Origin of the sequence: Streptomyces griseoloalbus, from assembly GCA_014650015.1 — a bacterium.
Classification (GTDB): Bacteria; Actinomycetota; Actinomycetes; order Streptomycetales; family Streptomycetaceae; genus Streptomyces; species Streptomyces griseoloalbus.
On sequence record BMUD01000005.1, the window covers coordinates 288613 to 306861 of the forward strand.

At 71.0% G+C, this 18249-nt stretch carries 22 protein-coding genes and 1 pseudogene; 9 read left to right on the forward strand and 14 right to left on the reverse strand.

Features of this window, described 5'->3' with window-relative positions; translation table 11 throughout:
- Positions 1-94: 94 nt before the first annotated feature.
- On the forward strand, positions 95-538 hold the full coding sequence (locus IE178_RS10275; RefSeq protein WP_193512022.1) for a hypothetical protein: 444 nt from the start codon (positions 95-97) through the stop codon (positions 536-538).
- A 20-nt stretch (positions 539-558) separates the two neighbouring features.
- On the opposite strand, the gene IE178_RS10280 is transcribed toward IE178_RS10275, so the two are convergent.
- The 3 genes from IE178_RS10280 to IE178_RS10290 all read right to left on the reverse strand — a co-directional run bounded on the left by IE178_RS10280 (position 559) and on the right by IE178_RS10290 (position 2647).
- Complete coding sequence (locus IE178_RS10280) at positions 559-1698, reverse strand: RNA polymerase sigma factor SigF (protein WP_184764642.1); 1140 nt, start codon at positions 1696-1698, stop codon at positions 559-561.
- A 17-nt stretch (positions 1699-1715) separates the two neighbouring features.
- Complete coding sequence (locus tag IE178_RS10285; protein ID WP_184764641.1) at positions 1716-2129, reverse strand: ATP-binding protein; 414 nt, start codon at positions 2127-2129, stop codon at positions 1716-1718.
- A 257-nt stretch (positions 2130-2386) separates the two neighbouring features.
- The gene (locus IE178_RS10290) at positions 2387-2647 is read right to left on the reverse strand and encodes a UBP-type zinc finger domain-containing protein (RefSeq protein WP_184764640.1); all 261 of its coding nucleotides are present in this window, start codon (positions 2645-2647) and stop codon (positions 2387-2389) included.
- Between the two features lie 61 nt (positions 2648-2708).
- Here IE178_RS10290 and IE178_RS10295 point away from each other — a divergent pair, with 61 nt between their 5' ends.
- Complete coding sequence (locus IE178_RS10295) at positions 2709-4301, forward strand: Na+/H+ antiporter (protein WP_184764639.1); 1593 nt, start codon at positions 2709-2711, stop codon at positions 4299-4301.
- 13 nt (positions 4302-4314) lie between these two features.
- Here the strand turns inward: IE178_RS10295 and IE178_RS10300 are convergent, their stop codons facing one another.
- From IE178_RS10300 to IE178_RS10310, 3 genes are all read right to left on the reverse strand, one after another.
- Positions 4315-5232, reverse strand: a complete 918-nt coding sequence (locus tag IE178_RS10300; RefSeq protein ID WP_193512023.1) for a 1-aminocyclopropane-1-carboxylate deaminase/D-cysteine desulfhydrase — start codon at positions 5230-5232, stop codon at positions 4315-4317.
- The gene (locus IE178_RS36905) at positions 5229-5417 is read right to left on the reverse strand and encodes a DUF6010 family protein (protein WP_193512024.1); all 189 of its coding nucleotides are present in this window, start codon (positions 5415-5417) and stop codon (positions 5229-5231) included. Before IE178_RS36905 ends, IE178_RS10300 begins: the two co-directional genes overlap by 4 nt.
- Before the next feature lie 133 nt (positions 5418-5550).
- Positions 5551-6141, reverse strand: coding sequence for an N-acetylmuramoyl-L-alanine amidase (locus IE178_RS10310; RefSeq protein WP_184764636.1), 591 nt, complete (start codon positions 6139-6141; stop codon positions 5551-5553).
- 295 nt (positions 6142-6436) lie between these two features.
- Here IE178_RS10310 and IE178_RS10315 point away from each other — a divergent pair, with 295 nt between their 5' ends.
- The 5 genes and pseudogenes from IE178_RS10315 (at position 6437) to IE178_RS35815 (ending at position 10398) form a co-directional block, all read left to right on the forward strand.
- Positions 6437-7843: a family 2B encapsulin nanocompartment shell protein gene (locus tag IE178_RS10315; protein ID WP_193512025.1), complete on the forward strand. Its 1407-nt coding sequence runs from the start codon at positions 6437-6439 to the stop codon at positions 7841-7843.
- Positions 7844-7988: 145 nt separating this feature from the next.
- Positions 7989-9086 carry a family 2 encapsulin nanocompartment cargo protein polyprenyl transferase gene (locus IE178_RS10320; RefSeq protein ID WP_193512073.1) on the forward strand — a complete coding sequence of 366 codons (1098 nt, stop codon included), beginning with the start codon at positions 7989-7991 and terminating at the stop codon, positions 9084-9086.
- 193 nt (positions 9087-9279) lie between these two features.
- Positions 9280-9918: a GNAT family N-acetyltransferase gene (locus IE178_RS10325; protein ID WP_193512026.1), complete on the forward strand. Its 639-nt coding sequence runs from the start codon at positions 9280-9282 to the stop codon at positions 9916-9918.
- A gap of 61 nt (positions 9919-9979) precedes the next feature.
- A pseudogene (locus tag IE178_RS35810) lies at positions 9980-10078 on the forward strand (dihydrofolate reductase family protein); the annotation flags it as partial.
- Positions 10079-10137: 59 nt separating this feature from the next.
- Entirely contained in the window at positions 10138-10398 is a 261-nt protein-coding gene (locus tag IE178_RS35815) for a hypothetical protein (protein WP_318279958.1), read from the forward strand.
- A gap of 128 nt (positions 10399-10526) precedes the next feature.
- Here IE178_RS35815 and IE178_RS10330 read toward each other — a convergent pair whose 3' ends face one another.
- The 4 genes from IE178_RS10330 to sodN form a co-directional block, all read right to left on the reverse strand.
- On the reverse strand, positions 10527-11270 hold the full coding sequence (locus IE178_RS10330; RefSeq protein WP_193512027.1) for a VOC family protein: 744 nt from the start codon (positions 11268-11270) through the stop codon (positions 10527-10529).
- The gene (locus IE178_RS10335; RefSeq protein ID WP_184764632.1) at positions 11267-11692 is read right to left on the reverse strand and encodes a VOC family protein; all 426 of its coding nucleotides are present in this window, start codon (positions 11690-11692) and stop codon (positions 11267-11269) included. The genes IE178_RS10330 and IE178_RS10335 overlap by 4 nt, the downstream gene beginning before the upstream one ends.
- A gap of 9 nt (positions 11693-11701) precedes the next feature.
- Entirely contained in the window at positions 11702-12124 is a 423-nt protein-coding gene (locus tag IE178_RS10340) for a helix-turn-helix transcriptional regulator (protein ID WP_184764631.1), read from the reverse strand.
- Between the two features lie 289 nt (positions 12125-12413).
- Entirely contained in the window at positions 12414-12809 is a 396-nt protein-coding gene (sodN, locus tag IE178_RS10345; protein WP_184764630.1) for a superoxide dismutase, Ni, read from the reverse strand.
- Positions 12810-13130: 321 nt separating this feature from the next.
- On the opposite strand from sodN, the gene sodX reads away from it, so the two are divergent.
- The gene (sodX, locus tag IE178_RS10350) at positions 13131-13565 is read left to right on the forward strand and encodes a nickel-type superoxide dismutase maturation protease (protein WP_184764629.1); all 435 of its coding nucleotides are present in this window, start codon (positions 13131-13133) and stop codon (positions 13563-13565) included.
- Here sodX and IE178_RS10355 read toward each other — a convergent pair.
- Complete coding sequence (locus tag IE178_RS10355) at positions 13448-14098, reverse strand: CGNR zinc finger domain-containing protein (protein ID WP_184764628.1); 651 nt, start codon at positions 14096-14098, stop codon at positions 13448-13450. The two genes, sodX and IE178_RS10355, sit on opposite strands and share 118 nt — an antisense overlap.
- Positions 14099-14198: 100 nt before the next feature.
- Between IE178_RS10355 and IE178_RS10360 the strand changes: the two genes are divergently transcribed.
- Positions 14199-14972, forward strand: coding sequence for a class I SAM-dependent methyltransferase (locus tag IE178_RS10360; protein WP_184764627.1), 774 nt, complete (start codon positions 14199-14201; stop codon positions 14970-14972).
- A 69-nt stretch (positions 14973-15041) separates the two neighbouring features.
- Here IE178_RS10360 and IE178_RS10365 read toward each other — a convergent pair whose 3' ends face one another.
- The 3 genes from IE178_RS10365 to IE178_RS10375 are packed head-to-tail and all read right to left on the reverse strand — an operon-like array spanning position 15042 to position 17756.
- Positions 15042-15842, reverse strand: coding sequence for an amino acid ABC transporter ATP-binding protein (locus tag IE178_RS10365; RefSeq protein WP_318279961.1), 801 nt, complete (start codon positions 15840-15842; stop codon positions 15042-15044).
- Positions 15839-16768: an amino acid ABC transporter permease gene (locus IE178_RS10370; RefSeq protein WP_193512028.1), complete on the reverse strand. Its 930-nt coding sequence runs from the start codon at positions 16766-16768 to the stop codon at positions 15839-15841. The genes IE178_RS10365 and IE178_RS10370 overlap by 4 nt, the downstream gene beginning before the upstream one ends.
- Positions 16769-16796: 28 nt before the next feature.
- The gene (locus tag IE178_RS10375) at positions 16797-17756 is read right to left on the reverse strand and encodes an ABC transporter substrate-binding protein (RefSeq protein WP_184764625.1); all 960 of its coding nucleotides are present in this window, start codon (positions 17754-17756) and stop codon (positions 16797-16799) included.
- Between the last annotated feature and the right edge of the window lie 493 nt (positions 17757-18249).

Sequence of the window (18249 nt, forward strand, 5' to 3'; positions counted from 1 at the left end):
TGGTACCGGGCCCAGACCGAGGCGGGCCCGGAGGGGAGACGGGGGGCGTGAACCTCGGCACGGGGGCGTGTGCGGCGAGGGCTACCCTTCAAGGGTGAGCAGTGAGCAGACCCCCACCACCACCCCGGATGCCACCGGCCCCCGCCCGCGCCGCCTCGCGTACGCCGCGGCGCTGGCCGCCCTGGAGGGGCTCGCGCTGGTGGCCGGCGGGGTCTGGATGCTGGTCCTCGGTTTCACCGGAGAACCGGACGACCGTCAGCAGGCCGTCACCGGCGGGGTGACGCTGATCGTGCTCGCCCTGCTGCCGCTGCTCGCCGCGCGGGGGCTGTTCGCCCGGCGGAGCTGGAGCCGCGGCCCCGCCGTCATCACACAGATCATGGCGCTGCCGGTGGCCTACAACCTGCTGCGGTCCGACAGCGTGGCCATCCCGGCCGGGATCGTGCTCGCCGTCGTGGCCGTCACCGCGCTCGTCCTGCTGATCAACGCCGAGACCACCCGGGCCCTCGGCATCCGCGGGCCCGGGAACGCCGGGAAGTAGCGCCCCCGCAGCGCGCCGGGTCACTCCTCCACGAGCAGTTTCTCCCGCAGCTGGGCCAGGGTGCGGGCCAGCAGCCGGGAGACATGCATCTGCGAGATGCCGACCTCCTGCGCGATCTGCGACTGGGTCATGTTGCCGAAGAAGCGCAGCAGCAGGATCCGCTTCTCGCGCGGCGGCAGATCCTCCAGCAGCGGCTTGAGCGACTCCCGGTACTCCACGCCCTCCAGCGCCTCGTCCTCGGCGCCGAGGGTGTCGGCGACCGCCGGGGACTCGTCGTCGGTGTCGGGGACGTCCAGGGACAGCGTGGAGTACGCGTTGGCGGACTCCAGACCCTCCAGGACCTCCTCCTCCGAGATGGCCAGCCTTTCGGCCAGTTCATGCACCGTGGGGGAGCGGCCGTGCAGCTGGGACAGCTCCGCCGTGGCCGTGGTGAGCGCCAGGCGCAGCTCCTGGAGCCGGCGCGGTACGCGCACCGCCCAGCCCTTGTCGCGGAAGTGCCGCTTGATCTCGCCGACGACCGTCGGGGTCGCGTAGGTGGAGAACTCCACGCCCCGGTCCGGGTCGAAGCGGTCGACCGACTTGATCAGCCCGATGGTGGCGACCTGGGTGAGGTCGTCCAGCGGCTCACCGCGGTTGCGGAAGCGGCGCGCGAGGTGCTCGACGAGCGGCAGATGCATGCGCACCAGCCGATTGCGCAGTTCCGCGTACTCGGGAGTGCCGTCCGTCAGTGTGCGCAGTTCGAGGAACATGGCGCGCGCCCCGCTGCGGTCCTGCGGGTCGTGGTGCGCGTGCCCGCCCTGGACGCGCGGCGCACCCGGGGTGCTCCGCGTGCCGTGGGCGCCGGGCGCCCGCGGCGCCTCGTCCTCGGCCTGTCGCTCGTGCTCGCTCATCGTCCCGCCCGTCGCCCTTCCCCGAGCGCTCGCCTCGTCCCCCGCCGCCGGCTTCGCCCGCGCGGGGGCGCCCCCGTGACCGGGAGCGACCTCGGCCGTCCCGGCCGCCGGCGTGCTCCGCACGGCACCGCCGGGCTGCCCGCCGCCCGGGGAGACGGACTCCGTGGAGCCGTCCTCCGGATGCGGCCGGGCCTGCTCGGGGATGCCGTCGATACCGTCCGGCATGCTCTCGGCCGGCAGCTCCCGTGTGCCGCGTTCTTCGTCCCGCACCGGCCCGCCCTCGTTCCTCACGCCGGCCCGGGTCCCGCGCCGCGCTGTTTGTAGAGGCTGATCGAAACGGTTCTGTCCTCGTCCACGGCGGAGGAGACCTTACCCGCGAGCGCGGACAGCACGGTCCAGGCGAAGGTGTCCCGCGAAGGGGCGTGACCGTCCGTGGTCGGCGCCGAGACGGTGACCTCGAGCGAGTCGTCGACGAGCCGGAAGACACAGCTGAGCACCGACCCCGGCACGGCCTGCTGGAGCAGGATCGCGCAGGCCTCGTCGACCGCGATGCGCAGGTCCTCGATCTCGTCGAGGGTGAAGTCCAAACGGGCCGCGAGGCCGGCCGTGGCCGTACGCAGCACCGACAGGTAGGCACCCGCGGCCGGCAGCCGGACTTCCACGAAGTCCTGGGTCGCGGGCTCGCCTGTGATCTGGGACACCCTCACCTCCAAGGTGGTACAAGCGTTTCAGGGCCGGGTTCGCCCCCGGGTAACGCGCTACGTGGTTCAGCGGTGACGCTATCGCGCTCACGGCGGTCCTGTCCCCGGGACCCCGACCCGTTGCCGTCACTCATAGTAAAACTATGAATACGCTCCGTGGCTAGAGGTCTGCGGCTGCCAAATGGGAAGAGCGCGCGCCGCATTGACGTACCCCGCCGTCAGACGGTCGAACCGTCCGGCACCGGAGTCACGCCGGGTCACACGAGTACGTGATCCACGAAGCACCAGCGCCAGTCCTCGCCGGGTTCGTGGGTCCGCATCACGGGGTGGCCGGTCTCCCTGTGGTGCTCCGTGGCGTGCCGCTTCGGCGAGGAGTCGCAGCACCCGACGTGACCGCAGGTGAGGCAGAGGCGCAGCTGCACCGGATCGGTGCCGTCCCGCAGGCACTCCGGACACGTCTCACCGAGTGGGACGGGGTCCGGGTGCGGCAGCGCGGCGGCGTGCGTGCACTGTTTCATGATTGCCACAGTACGACGCGCGCGCGGGCGACCGCGCGGAAAAACGAGGGTGGGCGCGGACATGGATGTGATGCCACTGCTGTTGCTGGTGGCGGGCAGTGCCGCGATCGCGGCGGCCGCCCGCCGCACCCCGGTGCCGGCACCCCTGCTGCTGGTCGCGGCCGGCCTGGCGGTCAGCTACGTCCCGGGCGTGCCCGAGTACGCACTCGACCCGCACGTCGTCCTGCCGCTCGTCCTGCCGCCGCTGCTGTACACGGCCGCCACCGACAGCTCCTACCTCGATCTGCGGGCACAGCTGCGGCCGGTGGCGCTGCTGTCGGTGGGGTACGTGCTGTTCGCGACCTTCGCCGTCGGCTGGGTCCTGTACCTGATCGTGCCGGGGCTGCCGCTGACGGCGGCGCTGGTGTTCGGCGCCGTGGTGGCCCCGCCGGACGCGGTGGCGGCGACGGCGGTGGCACGCCGGGTGGGCCTGCCGTCCCGGATCACCACCATCCTCCAGGGCGAGTCCCTGCTGAACGACGCCACCGCGATCACCGCGTTCCGGGTGGCCGTGGCGGCGGCGGTCGGCGAGGGCGCGACCTGGGCCGGGGGCGTCGAGGAGTTCCTGCTCGCGGCGGTCGGCGGGGTGGCGTTCGGGCTGGTGCTGATGGCGCCCCTGCACTGGCTGCGCACCCATGTGAAGGAGGCGCTGCCGCAGAACACGCTCTCCCTGCTGATCCCGTTCGTCGCCTACGCCGCGGCCGAGCAGGTGCACGCCTCGGGCGTCATCGCCGTGGTGGTCGTCGCCCTGTATCTGGGGCACCGCGCGTGGGAGGTCGACTTCGACACCCGCCTGCAGGAGGAGGCGGTGTGGAAGATGGTCGCCTTCGTCCTGGAGTCCGCGGTGTTCGCACTCATCGGACTGCAACTGCCCGTCGTCCTCAGAGGACTCGGCGAGTACGAGGGCGTCGACGCCGCCTGGTACGCGCTCGCCGTCTTCGCGGTGGTCGTCGTGATGCGGTTCCTCTGGGTGTACCCCGCGACCTGGCTGCCGCCGCTGCTGTCGGCGCGGATCCGCGAACGCGAGGGCAGGCCCGGCTGGAAGGCGCCGTTCGTCATCGCGTGGGCCGGGATGAGAGGCGTGGTCTCGCTGGCCATCGCCTTCTCGATCCCGATCACCGCCGAGGGCGAGGACTTCCCGCAGCGCAACCTGCTGCTCTTCCTGACCTTCACCACCGTCATCGGCACCCTGGTCGTGCAGGGACTGACGCTGCCCCCGCTGATCCGCGTGCTCAAGCTCCCCGGACGCGACGTGCAGGCCGAGACCCTCGCGGAGGCCAACGCCCAGGCGCAGGCGTCCAGGGTCGCCGAGCAGCGCCTCGACGAGCTCCTGTCCGACGAGCGCAACGCCCTGCCCGCGCCGCTCGCCGAGCGTCTGCGGACCGTCCTGGAGCGCCGCCGCAACGCCGTCTGGGAACGGCTCGGGCAGGTCAACCCGGTCACCGGGGAGTCGGTGGACGACACCTACCGGCGGCTGTCACGGGAGATGATCAGCGCGGAGCGCGCGATGTTCGTCAGACTGCGCGACGGCCGGTACATCGACGACGAGATGCTGCGGACGCTGCTGCGCCGGCTGGACCTGGAGGAGGCGGCGGCCTACCGGGAGACGACGTAGGGTCCGGTGCTGCTCAGGGGTAGGGGCGGCCGGTGATCACGGCGGCGACCGTGCTCCCGCGCGGGAACGCGTCCTCTTCCGCCAGGGCGACAAGGGCGTAAAGCAACTTGGCGACATAGAGGCGCTCCACGGGAACGCCGTGGCGGTGTTCGAAGTCCTCGGCGAACGCCACGAGTTCCGGCGTGGTGCGCCCGTAGCCGCCGAAGTGGAAGCGGTCGTCGAGGCTCCAGTCGCCGCGCGGGCCGCCGAACGCCGCGGTCTGCAGGTCCCGTATCCCGTCGGTCAGAAAGCCGCCCCTGAGGACCGGTACGCCCAGTGCGCGCATACCGGTGCCGAGCCCGGCGGCCAGTCCGGCCAGGGTGCCGCCGGTGCCGCAGGCCACCGCGACCACGTCGGCCCGGCCGGCCAGCTCCGCACCGAGTGCCCGGCAGCCGCGCACGGCGGCGGGGTTGCTGCCGCCCTCGGGCACGACGTACGCGTCCTCGGCGTCCGCCGCGCGCAGGACGGCCGCCAGGGTCTCCGGTTCGGTCTTGCGGCGGTACGTCGACCGGTCCACGAAGTGCAGTCGCATCCCGTCCGCCGCGCACCGCGCGAGCGAGTCGTTGAGCGGGCGGTCGGCGAGCTCCTGGCCGCGCACCACCCCGACCGTGTCCAGGCCGAGCAGACGGCCGGCGGCGGCCGTGGCCCGCAGATGGTTGGAGTACGCGCCGCCGAAGGTGAGCACGGTGCGTCCGGCCGCCGCCGCGAGATTCGGTGCGAGCTTGCGCCACTTGTTGCCGACCAGCTCGGGGTGGACCAGATCGTCCCGCTTCAGCAGGAGCCGGACCCCCCGCTGCTCGAACCGTCCGTCCGCGACCTCCCGCAGAGGCGAGGGCAGCCGCGGACGCAGGCCCGTGAGGGCGCCGGAGCGGGGGTCGTCGGAGCTGGTCACACCGTCATTGTCGCCCGAGGCTCCTTGCGGCCGCGGTGGCGGACCGTCTCGACCAGGGACGGACCTCCCCGCAGGCACCACAGGGCGATCACCGGGTCGCAGATCGCACAGCCCGCGGACGAGGTGCGAGCGCAGGGGATGGGGTCGCCCTTGAGGTGGCGGACGATGTCCCACGCGGTGTGCACCGGCCGGACGATCCCGATGGACGTCCACGACCCCGGGCACGGAACGCGACACGGGTGACCAGCGCCGCGAGGGCGAACTCCCCTCCGCCCGGGCCACCGCCGCTGAGACGGGCGGCGTGCCGTCGCGCCCGCGTCATGCCAGCCGGTCGCCGATCCGCTTGCGCATCGAGGTCATCGTGAACCCGCGCGGGTCCACCTTCCCCGGCTGCCACTCCTTGTGCCCGATCACCGACCGCTCGTTCCAGCCGTGGTGGCGGCACACGGCGGCCGCGGCTCTCTCGATGGCCTCCAACTGGGCCTTCGGCCAGGGATCCTCGCCGTCGCCCAGGTTCTCGCACTCGAACCCGTAGAAGTGCCGGTTGCCGTCGGTGTTCAGCTCGTTGTCCGCCGGGAGCCGCTTCTCGGCGATCACCGCGCGTAGCACGTCGTCGTCGCCGAGCCCCGCGTGGTTGGCCCGGCCGTAGCCGACCAGGTGGACCCGGCCGTCCTTGGTGATGACACCGTGGCACAGCGGCCCCGGCAGATCCGCGTAGCCCCTGCGGCAGAGCTCCACCGTTCCGGCGCTGCCCTTGGTCACCGTGTGGTGGATCATGACACCGTGGACCGGGCCCCACGGGCCCTTGTGGTTGCGGTTGTGGTCGCGCCAGTCGCCGACCTCGACGACCGTGAGACCCTCCGCCTTCAGGGCGCGCAGGAACGCGCTCGCGGACATGGGTGGGGACATGACCGCCCTCCTCCGTGCTGGGCGGCGGCCGCCCGATGCAACCGCCTGATACCCGTGGCTATACCTGATGGAAGCCCGTTCAATGACTCGTTCGGGCTCTGTACGAGCCGATCCGGACAATTTCCTTCCGCTGCGGCGCCGGTGAACGGGCGCCCCTGTGTGCCCAGCCCACCCAAGATCCAACCCCGCTCGTTCGGGTAATGGCGCGGGCACGCTGCGTGAGGAACGCTTGATCACGCAGCGCGACGCCCGGCGCGACCGGGCGTGCATCACCATTTGGGGAGGGCAATTCTCTATGTCGGTAGGCGAAGAGGTCCGCACGGAGCAGACCGGGCAGCAGCAGAGCCTCGGTACGGCGGCGGCGCGGAACCTGGCCACCACGACCAAGTCCGTGCCGCAGATGCAGGAGATCAGCTCACGCTGGCTGCTGCGCATGCTGCCCTGGGTGAATGTGCAGGGCGGTACATATCGCGTGAACCGGCGGCTTACGTATGCCGTGGGTGATGGCCGGATGACGTTCGTGAAGACCGGCGACCGGGTCGAGATCATCCCCGCGGAGCTGGGCGAGCTGCCGGCCCTCCGGTCGTACGAGGACGAGGAGGTGCTGACCGAGCTGGCCGCCCGCTGCCGGCAGCGGGAGATCGCGGCCGGCCAGGTGATCGCCTCCTTCGGCAGCCCGGCCGACGAGGTGTACCTGCTGGCGCACGGCAGGGTGGAGCGGGTGGGCACCGGCCCCTACGGCGAAGACGAGTCCCTCGGAGTCCTCGCCGACGGCGCCTACTTCGGGGACCAGGCGCTGCTGGGCGACGACGCCACCTGGGAGTACACCGCCCGCACCCTCACCGCCTGCACCGTGCTGGTCCTGCCGCGCGAGGCCGTCGAACAGGTCGCCGAGCGGTCGGACACCCTGCGCGAGCACCTGCGCCGGCGGCTCTCGGTCCCCGGGCAGCGCACCAACAAGTACGGCGAGAAGGAGATCGACCTCGCGGCCGGTCACAGCGGTGAGCCGGACATCCCGCACACCTTCGTCGACTACGAGGCCAGGCCCCGCGAGTACGAGCTCAGCGTCGCCCAGACCGTGCTGCGCATCCACACCCGTGTGGCCGATCTCTACAACCAGCCCATGAACCAGACGGAACAGCAGATCCGGCTGACCGTCGAGGCACTGAGGGAGCGCCAGGAGCACGAACTCGTCAACAACCGCGACTTCGGCCTGCTCCACAACTGCGAGTACGACCAGCGGATCCAGCCGCACGCGGGCGTGCCGAGCCCCGACGACATGGACGAACTCCTCAGCAGGCGGCGCGGGACCAGGCTGCTGCTCGCCCATCCGCGCGCGATCGCCGCGTTCGGACGTGAGCTCAACCAGCGGGGACTCGTCCCGGAGACCATCGACATGGGCGGCAACCGCCTCCCCACCTGGCGGGGCGTGCCCCTCTTCCCGTGCAACAAGATCCCGGTGACCGAGGCGCGTACGACGTCCATCATCGCCCTGCGTACCGGAGAGGAGGACCAGGGTGTGATCGGCCTGCGGGCCGCCGGCATCCCCGACGAGATCGAGCCGAGTCTGTCGGTGCGGTTCATGGGCATCAACGAACAGGCCATCATCAAGTACCTGGTCACGGCCTACTACTCGGCCGCGGTCCTGGTACCGGACGCGCTCGGCGTGCTGGAGAACGTCGAGATCGGCCGCTGGCGATGACCGTCGGCCGGCTCCCGTCGTGTACGCCGTGTCCCCGCCCGTCCGGGCGGGTACACCTCGGAGGTACGCGCTCGCCGGGTGCGGAAGCACCATCCCTCCGCTCCCTCACCGAGTCGGTCCCAGGGGGAAGTCGATGACGGAATCCATGACGGAGCCGAAGACGGGGCTCACGGCGCAGTGCCCGACCGAGACCTCGGCCGAGCCGGAGCAGCGCCCCGGTGACGGGCACGAGGCGACGATGCTGCTGGAGCGGGCGCGGGCCGCGGTCGACCCGGTGCTGCGGGCCGCCATCGGCTCGCTGCCCGCATCGATGCGCCGGATCGCGCTGTACCACTTCGGCTGGGAGCACGCGGACGGCACCCCGGCCGGCGGTGGCTCGGGCAAGGCGATACGCCCGGCGCTGGTACTCGCCGCGGCCTCGGCGCTGGGCGGCCCCACGGCCCGGGCCACGGCCGTGCGGGCGGCGGCGGCCGTGGAACTGGTCCACAACTTCACGCTGTTGCACGACGACGTGATGGACCGGGACGCCACCCGCCGCCACCGGCCCACCGCGTGGACGGTGTTCGGGGACGCCGGCGCGATCCTCGCCGGGGACGCGCTCCAGGCGCTCGCGCTGCGACTGCTCGCCGAGGACCCCCATCCGGCCGCCTCGGCCGCGGCGGCGCGGCTCGCCGACTGCGTGGTCGAGCTGTGCGAGGGGCAGCACGCGGACACGGCCATGGAGCGGCGCGGCCCCGGGGAGGTCACCCTCGCCGAGACGCTCGCCATGGCCGAGTCCAAGACCGGTGCGCTGCTCGGCTGCGCCTGCGCGATCGGTGCGCTGTACGCGGGGGCCGGGGACGCGGACGTGGAGGCACTGGACGCGTTCGGCCGTGCGGCGGGGCTGGCCTTCCAGCTCATCGACGACGTGATCGGCATATGGGGTGACCCGCTCCGCACGGGCAAGCCGGCCGGCGCGGACCTGGCCGCCCGCAAGAAATCCCTGCCGGTGGTCGCCGCGCTCACCTCCGGCACCCCGGCGGGGGCGGAACTCGCCGCCCTGTACGCGACCCCGCACCAGAAGGAGGACCTGGAACACATCACCCTGATCGTGGAGCGGGCGGGCGGCCGGGACTGGGCGCAGGCCCAGGCGGCCGACCGGATGGCCCGGGCGATGCAGGAAGTGGCCCGCGCGGTGCCCGACCCGGAGGCGGCGGGCGGCCTGCTGGCCCTGGCCGAGTTCGTGACACGGCGCAACACCTGACGGGCAAGCCGGCCGTCCCCAAGGCCCCGGAACCACTCGGTGCCGTGCGGCTCCTGACTCCGCGCGGCGTCGTGGTCCCGGCCCGGCGGGTCCCGCACTTCCCCACGATGTGCGGGGCCCGCCCTCCCCTCGACCGCCCCCCGATAGGCTCAACGTCCGTACGGTCGGCGACGGTTGGGACGAAGGGGCGGACATGGGCGTGGCGATCCGGACGGCTGGGGACGAGGACCGGGAGCTGATAGTGCGGCTCCTGGACGAGGCGTTCCAGGACGACCCGGTGAGTGGCTGGGTCTTCCCCGACGCGGAGTACCGCCGTACGACGCACCACAGGCTCATGGCGGCCTTCACCGACATCGTGCTCGCCGAGGGGCGTATCGACGTCACCGAGGACGGATCGGCGTGCGCGCTGTGGCTCTCGATGCCCGCGGACGACGGTGGCCACGGCGCCGAGCGGACGGACGGCGAGGCGACGGAGGACGACGGTCCGGTACAAGTGCGCCAGGCCGTCGACCCGGAGAACGAGCGCGTGGAGCTGATCGGCCGGCTCACGGCGGGCGTTCACCCCTCGGGGCGGGCCCACGAGTACCTGTGGATGATCGGCGTCGTGCCCGGCCGTCAGGGCGAAGGGCTCGGCACCGCGCTGATCGGTTCCGTCCTCGACCGCTGCGACCGGGAGGGCAGGGCGGCGTACCTCGAGGCGAGCAGTGAGCGCAGCCGCCTGCTGTACGAGCGCCTCGGCTTCCAGGCGGCGAGTGAGCCCCTCCTCCTCCCTCAGGGCCCCCGGATGTGGCCCATGTGGCGCGAGCCCCGCCTTGGCGGGACATCCCTGTAATTCCCCGCGACCACTACAAGCGAAGTACTGCGAAGTACTGCAACCGGAGTCGTCAACGATCGGGGCCAAGATCGCCGGCGAGCTGGCCGACGAGATCGACGAGATCGACGAGCTGATCATCGCGACGTATCCGATCGTCCAGGGCGCCGGTATGCCCGTGCGCTGGTGCGGACGCACAGCGGGAAGCGCTGAGCCGCCGCCGGGCCTACCCTGGAAGGCATGGGCAGCGAACAACCCGTCTGTCCCGCTTGCGGACAGCCAGTGGAGTTGGTCGTCCGGCGCCACAAGACGCTGGGCGCGTGGGTGCCGGTATGGGTGCACGGCCCGTGCCGCAATCCGAAGTGCGAGCGGCACCTCGCCGGGCAAGCCCGGCAGGATACGGGATCCGTGACCGCCGAGGAGACCGAGGAATCCGGTACCGCCGAGTCAGCCCCAGCCCGGGACGCCGGCCCGGCGGACATGAGGCGCACGAGGCGCTAGGGGGGCCGGCCCGACACCCGTCCTCCCGGCGGGCGGGAGACCCGGTGTCCCGTTCTCGAGCCGCCGGCGGATGGCTGCGACGGCGTGGGGCCGCCGCCTGCCTCCGCACCGGCGGCTAGAAACGGCGGCTAGAGCGGTCGGCCGCCCAGCCCGCCCGTCTCCGGATCGCGGCCCGTCAGACAGTACGTGCCGCCCGACGGATCCCGCATCACGGTCCAGTGGTCGAAGGCCGCCACGAACACGGCGCCGAGCGCCTCGTGGCGCGCCCGGGTCGCACCGATGTCGGCGCAGGCGAGGTCCGGATGGGCCGAGGCGGGGCGCTCCTCCCCCAGCCGCTGGAGCAGGATGCGCAGGGGCAGCCCGGCCGGCGGCCTGACCACGCGGAACTGGGGGAGCGAGCCGGGCAGGGACTCCCAGTCGGCCAACAGCGCGCTCCAGAAGGCGACTTCGGCGTCGAAGGCGTGCGGCGGGACGTCGAGGCACACCTGGTCCAGGCGGCTGCCGTGCACCACGGGCGGCCGGACCGCCTCCCCGTGCCAGGGCACCGCGCAGAACAACTGCCCCCCGGGCGACCGCAGGACGGACCACCCCTCGTGCTCGGCGACCGGTGCCGCGCCCAGCCGTAGCGCCGACGCGACGAACCCCGCGAGGTCGTCCACGGAGAAGTCGAGGTGAGTACCGCCCTCGCCCGAGAGGACTCTCTGCACCCCCACACAGGCATCGGCGCCGTCCGCCCGCAGAGTCGTGAACTGTCCGCTGTCGCCACTCGGTTCGGAACGCCGAGTCCCCGTGACCGCCGTCCAGAAGTCACCGGCCCGGCCGTCCCGAGCGGCGGGCCGGTCGATGAAGGCGTACGTCCAGCGGATGCTCACCGTCCGCTGCGCTCCATGAAGCGCAGCATGTTCCCCGCCGGGTCGCGGAACGCGCAGTCGCGTACCCCGTACGGCTGATCCACCGGCTCCTGGAGCACGTCCGCACCGGCGGCCCGGACGCGTTCGAAGAGGGCGTCACAGTCGGTCGTGGTGAAGTTGACCCCGCGCAGCATGCCCTTGGCCAGCAGCTCCGCCATCGCCTGCTTGTCGCCGGGGGAGGCGTCCGGGTTCGCCGCGGGCGGTTCCAGCACGATCTCCGCGTCCTGCTCCGGCGAGCCGACCGTCACCCAGCGCATCCCCTCGAAACCCACGTCGTTGCGGACCTCGAGACCCAGCACGTCGCGGTAGAAGGCCAGCGCCTTGTCGTGGTCGTCCACGGCGATGAAGCACTGGGCGAGCCGTACATCGTTTCCTGTGTCCATGTGCCCACGCTAGAAGGTTTCGCTCGGATCGGCCCTGACCGGCCCCCGGATCGGGCGGGTGTACATCCGGGCCACGCACGGCGGAATCACCGCGCTCTCCTCGTGCGACCGGGCCCGGTACGCGCTCGGGGTCTCACCGACCAGCTCCGTGAAGCGCGAACTGAACGACCCGAGGGAGGTACAGCCGACCGCGAGGCACACCTCGGTCACCGTGAGATCGCCCCGCCGCAGCAACGCCTTCGCCCGCTCGATGCGCCGGGTCATGAGATAGCCGTACGGCGTCTGCCCGTACGCCGCGCGAAAGCTGCGCTGGAAGTGGCCGGGCGACATCAGCGCGGTCCGCGCCAGCCCCGTGATGTCGAGGGGCTCGGCGTACTCACGGTCCATCCGGTCCCGAGCCCGCCGCAGCCGCACCAGATCCTCCAGCTCCATCCGCCCAGCATCCCACGTCCCGTACCGCCGCAGCAGGCCTGCCGGGAACGCCCGACCCGGCCGGTGCGGAGGGCGTGTGCCGGGCGGGGAGACGCGCGATCCGTCCGGCGCCTTCGTCCGGACGGAGTCCGCGGCCCTGCTCAGGACTCGGGACCGGCCGTGCGGCGTGATCCGGTACGGAACGAAACCGCACCCGGACCCTCAGATCGCCGTGGTCGGCGGGCTGCGGGCCGGGTGCGGTGGGGACGACGCTGCAAACCAAAGGGAATCGCAGGTCAGAAGGCATGGGTCAGGCCTTCTTGGTCTCCCGGAAGATCGCGTCGATCTGGGCGATGTAGTCCAGCGCCTTCTGGCCGGTGGCCGGGTCCGTCGACGCCTTGGCGGCCGACAGGGCCTTCAGGGTGTCGTTGACCAGCTGGTGCAGCTCCGGGTACTTCTCGAAGTGCGGGGGCTTGAAGTAGTCGCTCCACAGCACGGAGACGTGGTGCTTGGCCAGCTCGGCGCGCTGCTCCTTGATGACCGTGGCGCGGGCCTGGAAGTGCGGGTCGTCGTTGCCGGCCATCTTTTCCTGAACGGCCTTGACCGACTCCGCCTCGATGCGGGCCTGGGCAGGGTCGTACACACCGCAGGGCAGGTCGCAGTGCGCGCTGACCTTGACCTTGGGGGCAAACAGGCGGGAAAGCATGAAGCGTTTCCTTCCTCGTGATCGTCTTCTCACACGGGACATTACTCCGTGGTGGACGGGTTTTCGCGAGTGCCCCCGGGGGCTTAGGACAAAAGTCCGAGTGGGGGAGGTCGCAAGGCCCGGTCGAGTACGCGCGCGTCCCGGCGTGTACCGGTGTGGTCCGCGTCCGGGCCGGACCGGGCACCCTTGGGCGGGTGAGAGCCCGCTCCCGCCTTCCCGGACGGCTGAGCGCGGGCCCCGGCAGCAGGGCTCACTCCCGCTCGCCCCTCGGGAACGGTCAGACTGAGACTGGTGGAGGAAGAACCGGGGAGGTGCCGGGTGATGCCGGAGCTGTCGCAGGACGCCGAGCGGGCGAGGGCGCCGCTGCCCTTCGGGGTGGCCGAGGTGACGGGGCCGTCCATGGTGCCCACGCTGCACCACGGGGACCGGCTGCTGGTGCACTACGGTGCCCGGGTCAAACGCGGCGACGTGATCGTGCTGCGGCATCCGTTCCAGCAGGACCTGCTCGTCGTCAAACGGGCCGCCGAGCGGCGTGAGGGCGGCTGGTGGGTGCTCGGGGACAACGCGTACGCGGGCGGTGACAGCACGGACTACGGGGTCGTGCCGGACGAGCTGGTGCTCGGCCGGGTCCGCTTCCGCTACCGGCCGCGCAGGCCCGAGCGGCGCTCGCCGCTGGCCGTGGTGGGCTGGGCGCTGTCGTCGGCGCGGCCGGTGTTCTCCGACCGGTCGGCCTCCAGGCGTTTGCGGGCGCGGTAGGCGGCCACGTTGGCGCGGGTGGCGCAGCGGTCGGAGCAGTAGCGCCGGGAGCGGTTGGTCGAGGTGTCCAGGTAGGCGTTGCGGCAGGGTGACGCCTCGCAGAGACCGAGGCGGTCCACGCCGTACTCGGTGAGGTGGAAGGCCAGGCCCATCGCGGCGATGGCGGCGTAGCCCGCGGTCGCGTTGGACGGGTGGTCGGCCAGGTGCATGTGCCACAGCGGGCGGCCGTCGTCGTCGCGGAAGTCGTGCCCGGAGATCTGCGGGCTCACCGGGAACTCCAGCAGCAGCGAGTTCAGCAGGTCGACGGCGAGTGTCTCGTCGCCGCCGTCCGCCGCGTCGAAGACCGCGCGCAGCCGGGCGCGGACCGAGCGGAACCGCGTCACATCGGCGTCGGTGGTGCGCCGCGCGGCCGACTGGTTCGCGCCGAACAGATCGCGGACGGCCTCGACCGAGGTCAGCATGTCCTTCCCCCGGGCCGGCTCCTCGGTGTTGACGAGGCGTACGGCGTAATCCGAGTAATAGGCCAGTTCCACTTGTAGTCCTTACGCAGGGGCTCTAGGGTCGTGCGTGCGGTCGGGTAATGGATGATCGTGCTTCAAGGGTATTACGGGACGCAGACGCGGGAGGGGCCCGATGACGGACACGAACACCACCACGACGGCCGCCACGGACTGGCACGCCTGGCAGGAGAGCTGGGACCGGCAGCAGGAGTGGTACATGCCCGACCGCGAGGAACGGTTCCGGGTCATGCTCGACATGGTGGAGGCCCTCGTCGGCACCTCCCCACGAGTGCTGGACCTCGCCTGCGGCACGGGCAGCATCACGGCCCGGCTGCTCGCCCGGTTCCCCGACGCCACCAGCACCGGCGTCGACCTCGACCCGGCGCTGCTCGCCATCGCCGAGGGCACCTTCGCGGGGGACGACCGGGTCTCCTTCGTGACGGCCGACCTCAAGGACCCCGAGTGGACGGCGGCACTGCCGTACGACTCCTACGACGCCGTACTGACCGCGACCGCCCTGCACTGGCTGCACCAGGAACCCCTCGCGGACCTCTACGGGCACATCGCGGGTCTGGTGCGCGACGGCGGTGTCTTCATGAACGCGGACCACATGATCGACGACAGCACGCCCCGGATCAACGCGGCCGAGCGCGCACAGCGCCACGCCCGCATGGATCAGGCCAAGCGGGACGGCGCCCTCGACTGGGCCCAGTGGTGGCAGCTCGCCGCCGAGGACCCGGTCCTCGCCGGCCCCACGGCCCGGCGCTACGAGATCTACGGCGAGCACGCCGACGGCGACATGCCACCGGTGGCCTGGCACGCCCGCGTGCTGCGCGACAAGGGCTTCGGCGAGGCGCGCCCGGTGTGGTGCTCGCCCTCGGACACCCTGCTGCTGGCGCTGAAGTAGGTCGTGCACGGCCGAGGGGCGGTACGGAAGTCCGTACCGCCCCTCGGCCGTGCGCCCGCCTGTCCGTGGTCAGAGCACCTTGGACAGGAACGACTTCGTGCGCTCGTGCTGGGGGTTCGTCAGCACGTCCCTCGGGTGTCCGGTCTCGACGGCCACGCCGTCGTCCATGAACACCAGCGAGTCGCCCACCTCACGGGCGAAGCCCATCTCGTGGGTGACGACGATCATCGTCATGCCGTCCGCGGCGAGATCCCGCATGACGTCGAGAACCTCGCCGACCAGCTCCGGGTCGAGCGCCGAGGTCGGCTCGTCGAAGAGCATCAGCTTGGGCTGCATCGCCAGCGCACGGGCGATGGCCACGCGCTGCTGCTGCCCACCGGAGAGCTGGGCGGGGTAGTGGCCCGTACGGTCACCGAGGCCCACCCGGTCCAGCAGCCGCTGCGCGCGCTCCCGGGCGACGGCCCGCGTCTCCCGCTTGACCTGGATCGGAGCCTCCATGACGTTCTCCAGCGCCGTCATGTGGGGGAAGAGGTTGAAGCGCTGGAACACCATGCCGATGTCCCGCCGCTGCGCCGCGACCTCGCTCTCCTTGAGCTCGTAGAGCTTGTCGCCCTTCTGCCGGTATCCGACCAGCTGACCGTCGACGTACAGCCGGCCGGCGCTGATCTTCTCCAGGTGGTTGATGCACCGCAGGAACGTGGACTTGCCGGAGCCGGACGGGCCGATCAGGCAGAACACCTCCCGCGGGTTCACCTCGAGGTCGATGCCCTTGAGGATGTGCGCGAGGCCGAAGGACTTGTGGACGCCCTCCGCCTTGACCATCGGGTGACCGCTCGTGGGGCTCGCGACGTCCTTGCCGAGACTGCTCATCGGGTCACCTCCGGGCGGCCGAACGAGTTGAACATGCGGAGGTTCTTCTTCAGGCGCTGCAGTGGCGTCGGCGGCAGACTGCGCGTCGAACCCCTGGCGTAGCGGCGCTCCAGGTAGTACTGGCCGACGCTGAAGACGCTGGTGAGAGCCAGGTACCAGATGGACGCCACGAAGTACATCTCGACGACCGCGAGCGAGGTGCTGGAGATGTCCGTGGACCGCTTGATGAGTTCGCTGAACTGCACCACGTAGGCGAGCGACGAGGTCTTCAGCATGTTGATGTACTCGTTGCCCGTGGGCGGCACGATCACCCGCATCGCCTGCGGGAGGATCACGCGCCGCAGTGTCTTCGCCCGGGTCATGCCGAGCGCGTGCGACGCCTCCGTCTGCCCCTCGTCGACGGACTGGATGCCCGCCCGGACGATCTCGGACATGTACGCGGCCTCGTTGAGGCCGAGACCCAGCAGCGCCGCCAGGAACGGCGTCATCACCTGGTTCATCTCGTCCTTGTAGAACCCCAGGTTGAGGATGGGGAACACCAGTGCGATGTTGTACCAGATGAGCAGCTGGACCAGGACCGGCGTGCCGCGGAAGAACCAGACGTAGAACCAGGCCACCGTGCTGGTGACCGGGTTGGACGACATCCGCATGACCGCGAGGATCACGCCCAGGACGAGGCCGAGCAGCATGGCGAGCACGGAGATGTACAACGTGTGCCACGCGCCGGACAGAATGGTTCCGTCCGTGAGGTAGTCCGGGATGACGCCGTAGTTGATGTTGGCGTTGGAGAAGGCGATCCCGATCAGCGCCAGCACGGCGATGACCACCGCGCCGGCCACCCAGCGGCCGTAGTGGCGCACCGGGATCGCCTTGATCTGCTCCGGCGGCACCGCCGGCGCCGGAGCCTTGTCGACCGTGTCTGTCACAGTGACTGCCCTTCAGTGTCGCCGAGGTTCAGGAACCGCCGTTGATCTTCGCCTCGGTCACCGCGCCGTCCGTGACGTTCCACTTCTCGAGGATCTTCGTGTACTCGCCGTTCTCGATGATGGCGTTCACGGCCGCCTGGAGGGCGTCCCGCAGCTGGGTGCTCTCCTTGCTGACGCCGATGCCGTACGGGCCGGCCTCGATCTGGTCGCCGACCACCTCGAAGTCCTTGCCGCCGCCCGACGTCTTGGCGTTGTACGCCGCGACCGGGAAGTCGTTCAGGTCGGCGACGGACGCGCCCTGCTTCAGACGGAGCAGCGCCTCGGGGTCGGTGTCGTAGGTCTGGAGCTTGATCGCCTTCTTGCCGTCCTCGGTGCACTTCTTGTTCTGGGCGTTCGCGATGCCCTCGGAGGTGGTGCCGCGCTGCAGCGCCACCACCTGGCCGCACAGGTCGTCCAGGGACGTGATGCCCTTGGGGTTGCCCTTCTGGACGAGGATCGAGGTACCGGCGGTGAAGTAGTCGACGAAGTCGATGCCGTTGCCGGCCTTCTTGCCGGTGTCCGAGTCGATGCCGTTCTGGCGGTCCTTGGTGTCGTTCATCGCGGACATGATCACGTTGAAGCGCTTGGACTGCAGACCCACGATGAGCTGGTCGAACTTGCCGTTCTGGAAGTCGAACCTCACGCCGAGCTGCTTGCCGAGGGCGGCCGCGATGTCGGGGTCGATGCCGGCGGCCTTGCCGTCCTTCATGAACTCGACCGGCGGGTACGCGATGTCGGAGCCCACCTTGATGACGCCCGCCTTGCGGATGTCGGCGGGGAGCCGGTCGGCCAGGGGCGCGCTGGACGTGTCCGCGGTGCCGCTGTCGCTGCCCTTGTCCGTCTGGTCACCGCAGCCGGTGAGAAGCAGTGCGCCTGCGACCGCGATCGCGCCGACCGCTGCTAGCCGGGACTGCGCGGCGGTGGTACGACGGGTGGTGCTTGCGGTCATGGTGGGTTCCTCCGGCGGATGGGTGGAGTTGCCTTTGGGGCCGGCGACTGCCTGTGCGGCATCGCCATGGGTCATGAGCACACGCCTTCGAGTGTCGCGACCTCGTGTGATTACCGCATCTTGCCATTCGGACTGAGCTGTTCAGGGGAGCCGTGATGTCAAAATCGGATAACGGGTGACTCTCGGACCGCACCACTTCGGTCCTTCAAGGCCGGACAGTCTGCGGGAATCTTTCATTCCGGCCGGAGGATCTTCGGTTTGCGCCGGGATATGGAAGTGGCTGCCGTGACGTTTGGTGTGGTTGTGGGGTTGCTGGGACTTCGTCCAGGCCTTGTCCTGATATCGGGCGAAGATTCAGGGTGCCGCCATGTGACCTTCGCGTTATGGACTCGTCGCCGACGGCGTCCGTCCGGTATGAAGGTTCTCTACACCCCTCATCCGGGGATCAGGGCGCGTGTGCGGCGCGCCCGTCGTGTTCGGCCCGTACGCACCA

Bases quoted from the DNA above. Each gene is read 5' to 3' on its own strand.
- IE178_RS35815 (WP_318279958.1), top strand. From the start codon at position 10,138: ATGGGCAGCGAACAACCCGTCTGTCCCGCTTGCGGACAGCCAGTGGAG.
- IE178_RS10320 (WP_193512073.1), top strand. From the start codon at position 7,989: ATGACGGAGCCGAAGACGGGGCTCACGGCGCAGTGCCCGACCGAGACC.
- IE178_RS10325 (WP_193512026.1), top strand. From the start codon at position 9,280: ATGGGCGTGGCGATCCGGACGGCTGGGGACGAGGACCGGGAGCTGATA.
- sodX (WP_184764629.1), top strand. From the start codon at position 13,131: ATGCCGGAGCTGTCGCAGGACGCCGAGCGGGCGAGGGCGCCGCTGCCC.
- IE178_RS10360 (WP_184764627.1), top strand. From the start codon at position 14,199: ATGACGGACACGAACACCACCACGACGGCCGCCACGGACTGGCACGCC.
- IE178_RS10365 (WP_318279961.1), bottom strand. From the start codon at position 15,842: ATGAGCAGTCTCGGCAAGGACGTCGCGAGCCCCACGAGCGGTCACCCG.
- IE178_RS10315 (WP_193512025.1), top strand. From the start codon at position 6,437: ATGTCGGTAGGCGAAGAGGTCCGCACGGAGCAGACCGGGCAGCAGCAG.
- IE178_RS10375 (WP_184764625.1), bottom strand. From the start codon at position 17,756: ATGACCGCAAGCACCACCCGTCGTACCACCGCCGCGCAGTCCCGGCTA.
- sodN (WP_184764630.1), bottom strand. From the start codon at position 12,809: ATGCTTTCCCGCCTGTTTGCCCCCAAGGTCAAGGTCAGCGCGCACTGC.
- IE178_RS10290 (WP_184764640.1), bottom strand. From the start codon at position 2,647: ATGAAACAGTGCACGCACGCCGCCGCGCTGCCGCACCCGGACCCCGTC.
- IE178_RS10295 (WP_184764639.1), top strand. From the start codon at position 2,709: ATGGATGTGATGCCACTGCTGTTGCTGGTGGCGGGCAGTGCCGCGATC.
- IE178_RS10310 (WP_184764636.1), bottom strand. From the start codon at position 6,141: ATGTCCCCACCCATGTCCGCGAGCGCGTTCCTGCGCGCCCTGAAGGCG.
- IE178_RS10335 (WP_184764632.1), bottom strand. From the start codon at position 11,692: ATGGACACAGGAAACGATGTACGGCTCGCCCAGTGCTTCATCGCCGTG.
- IE178_RS10340 (WP_184764631.1), bottom strand. From the start codon at position 12,124: ATGGAGCTGGAGGATCTGGTGCGGCTGCGGCGGGCTCGGGACCGGATG.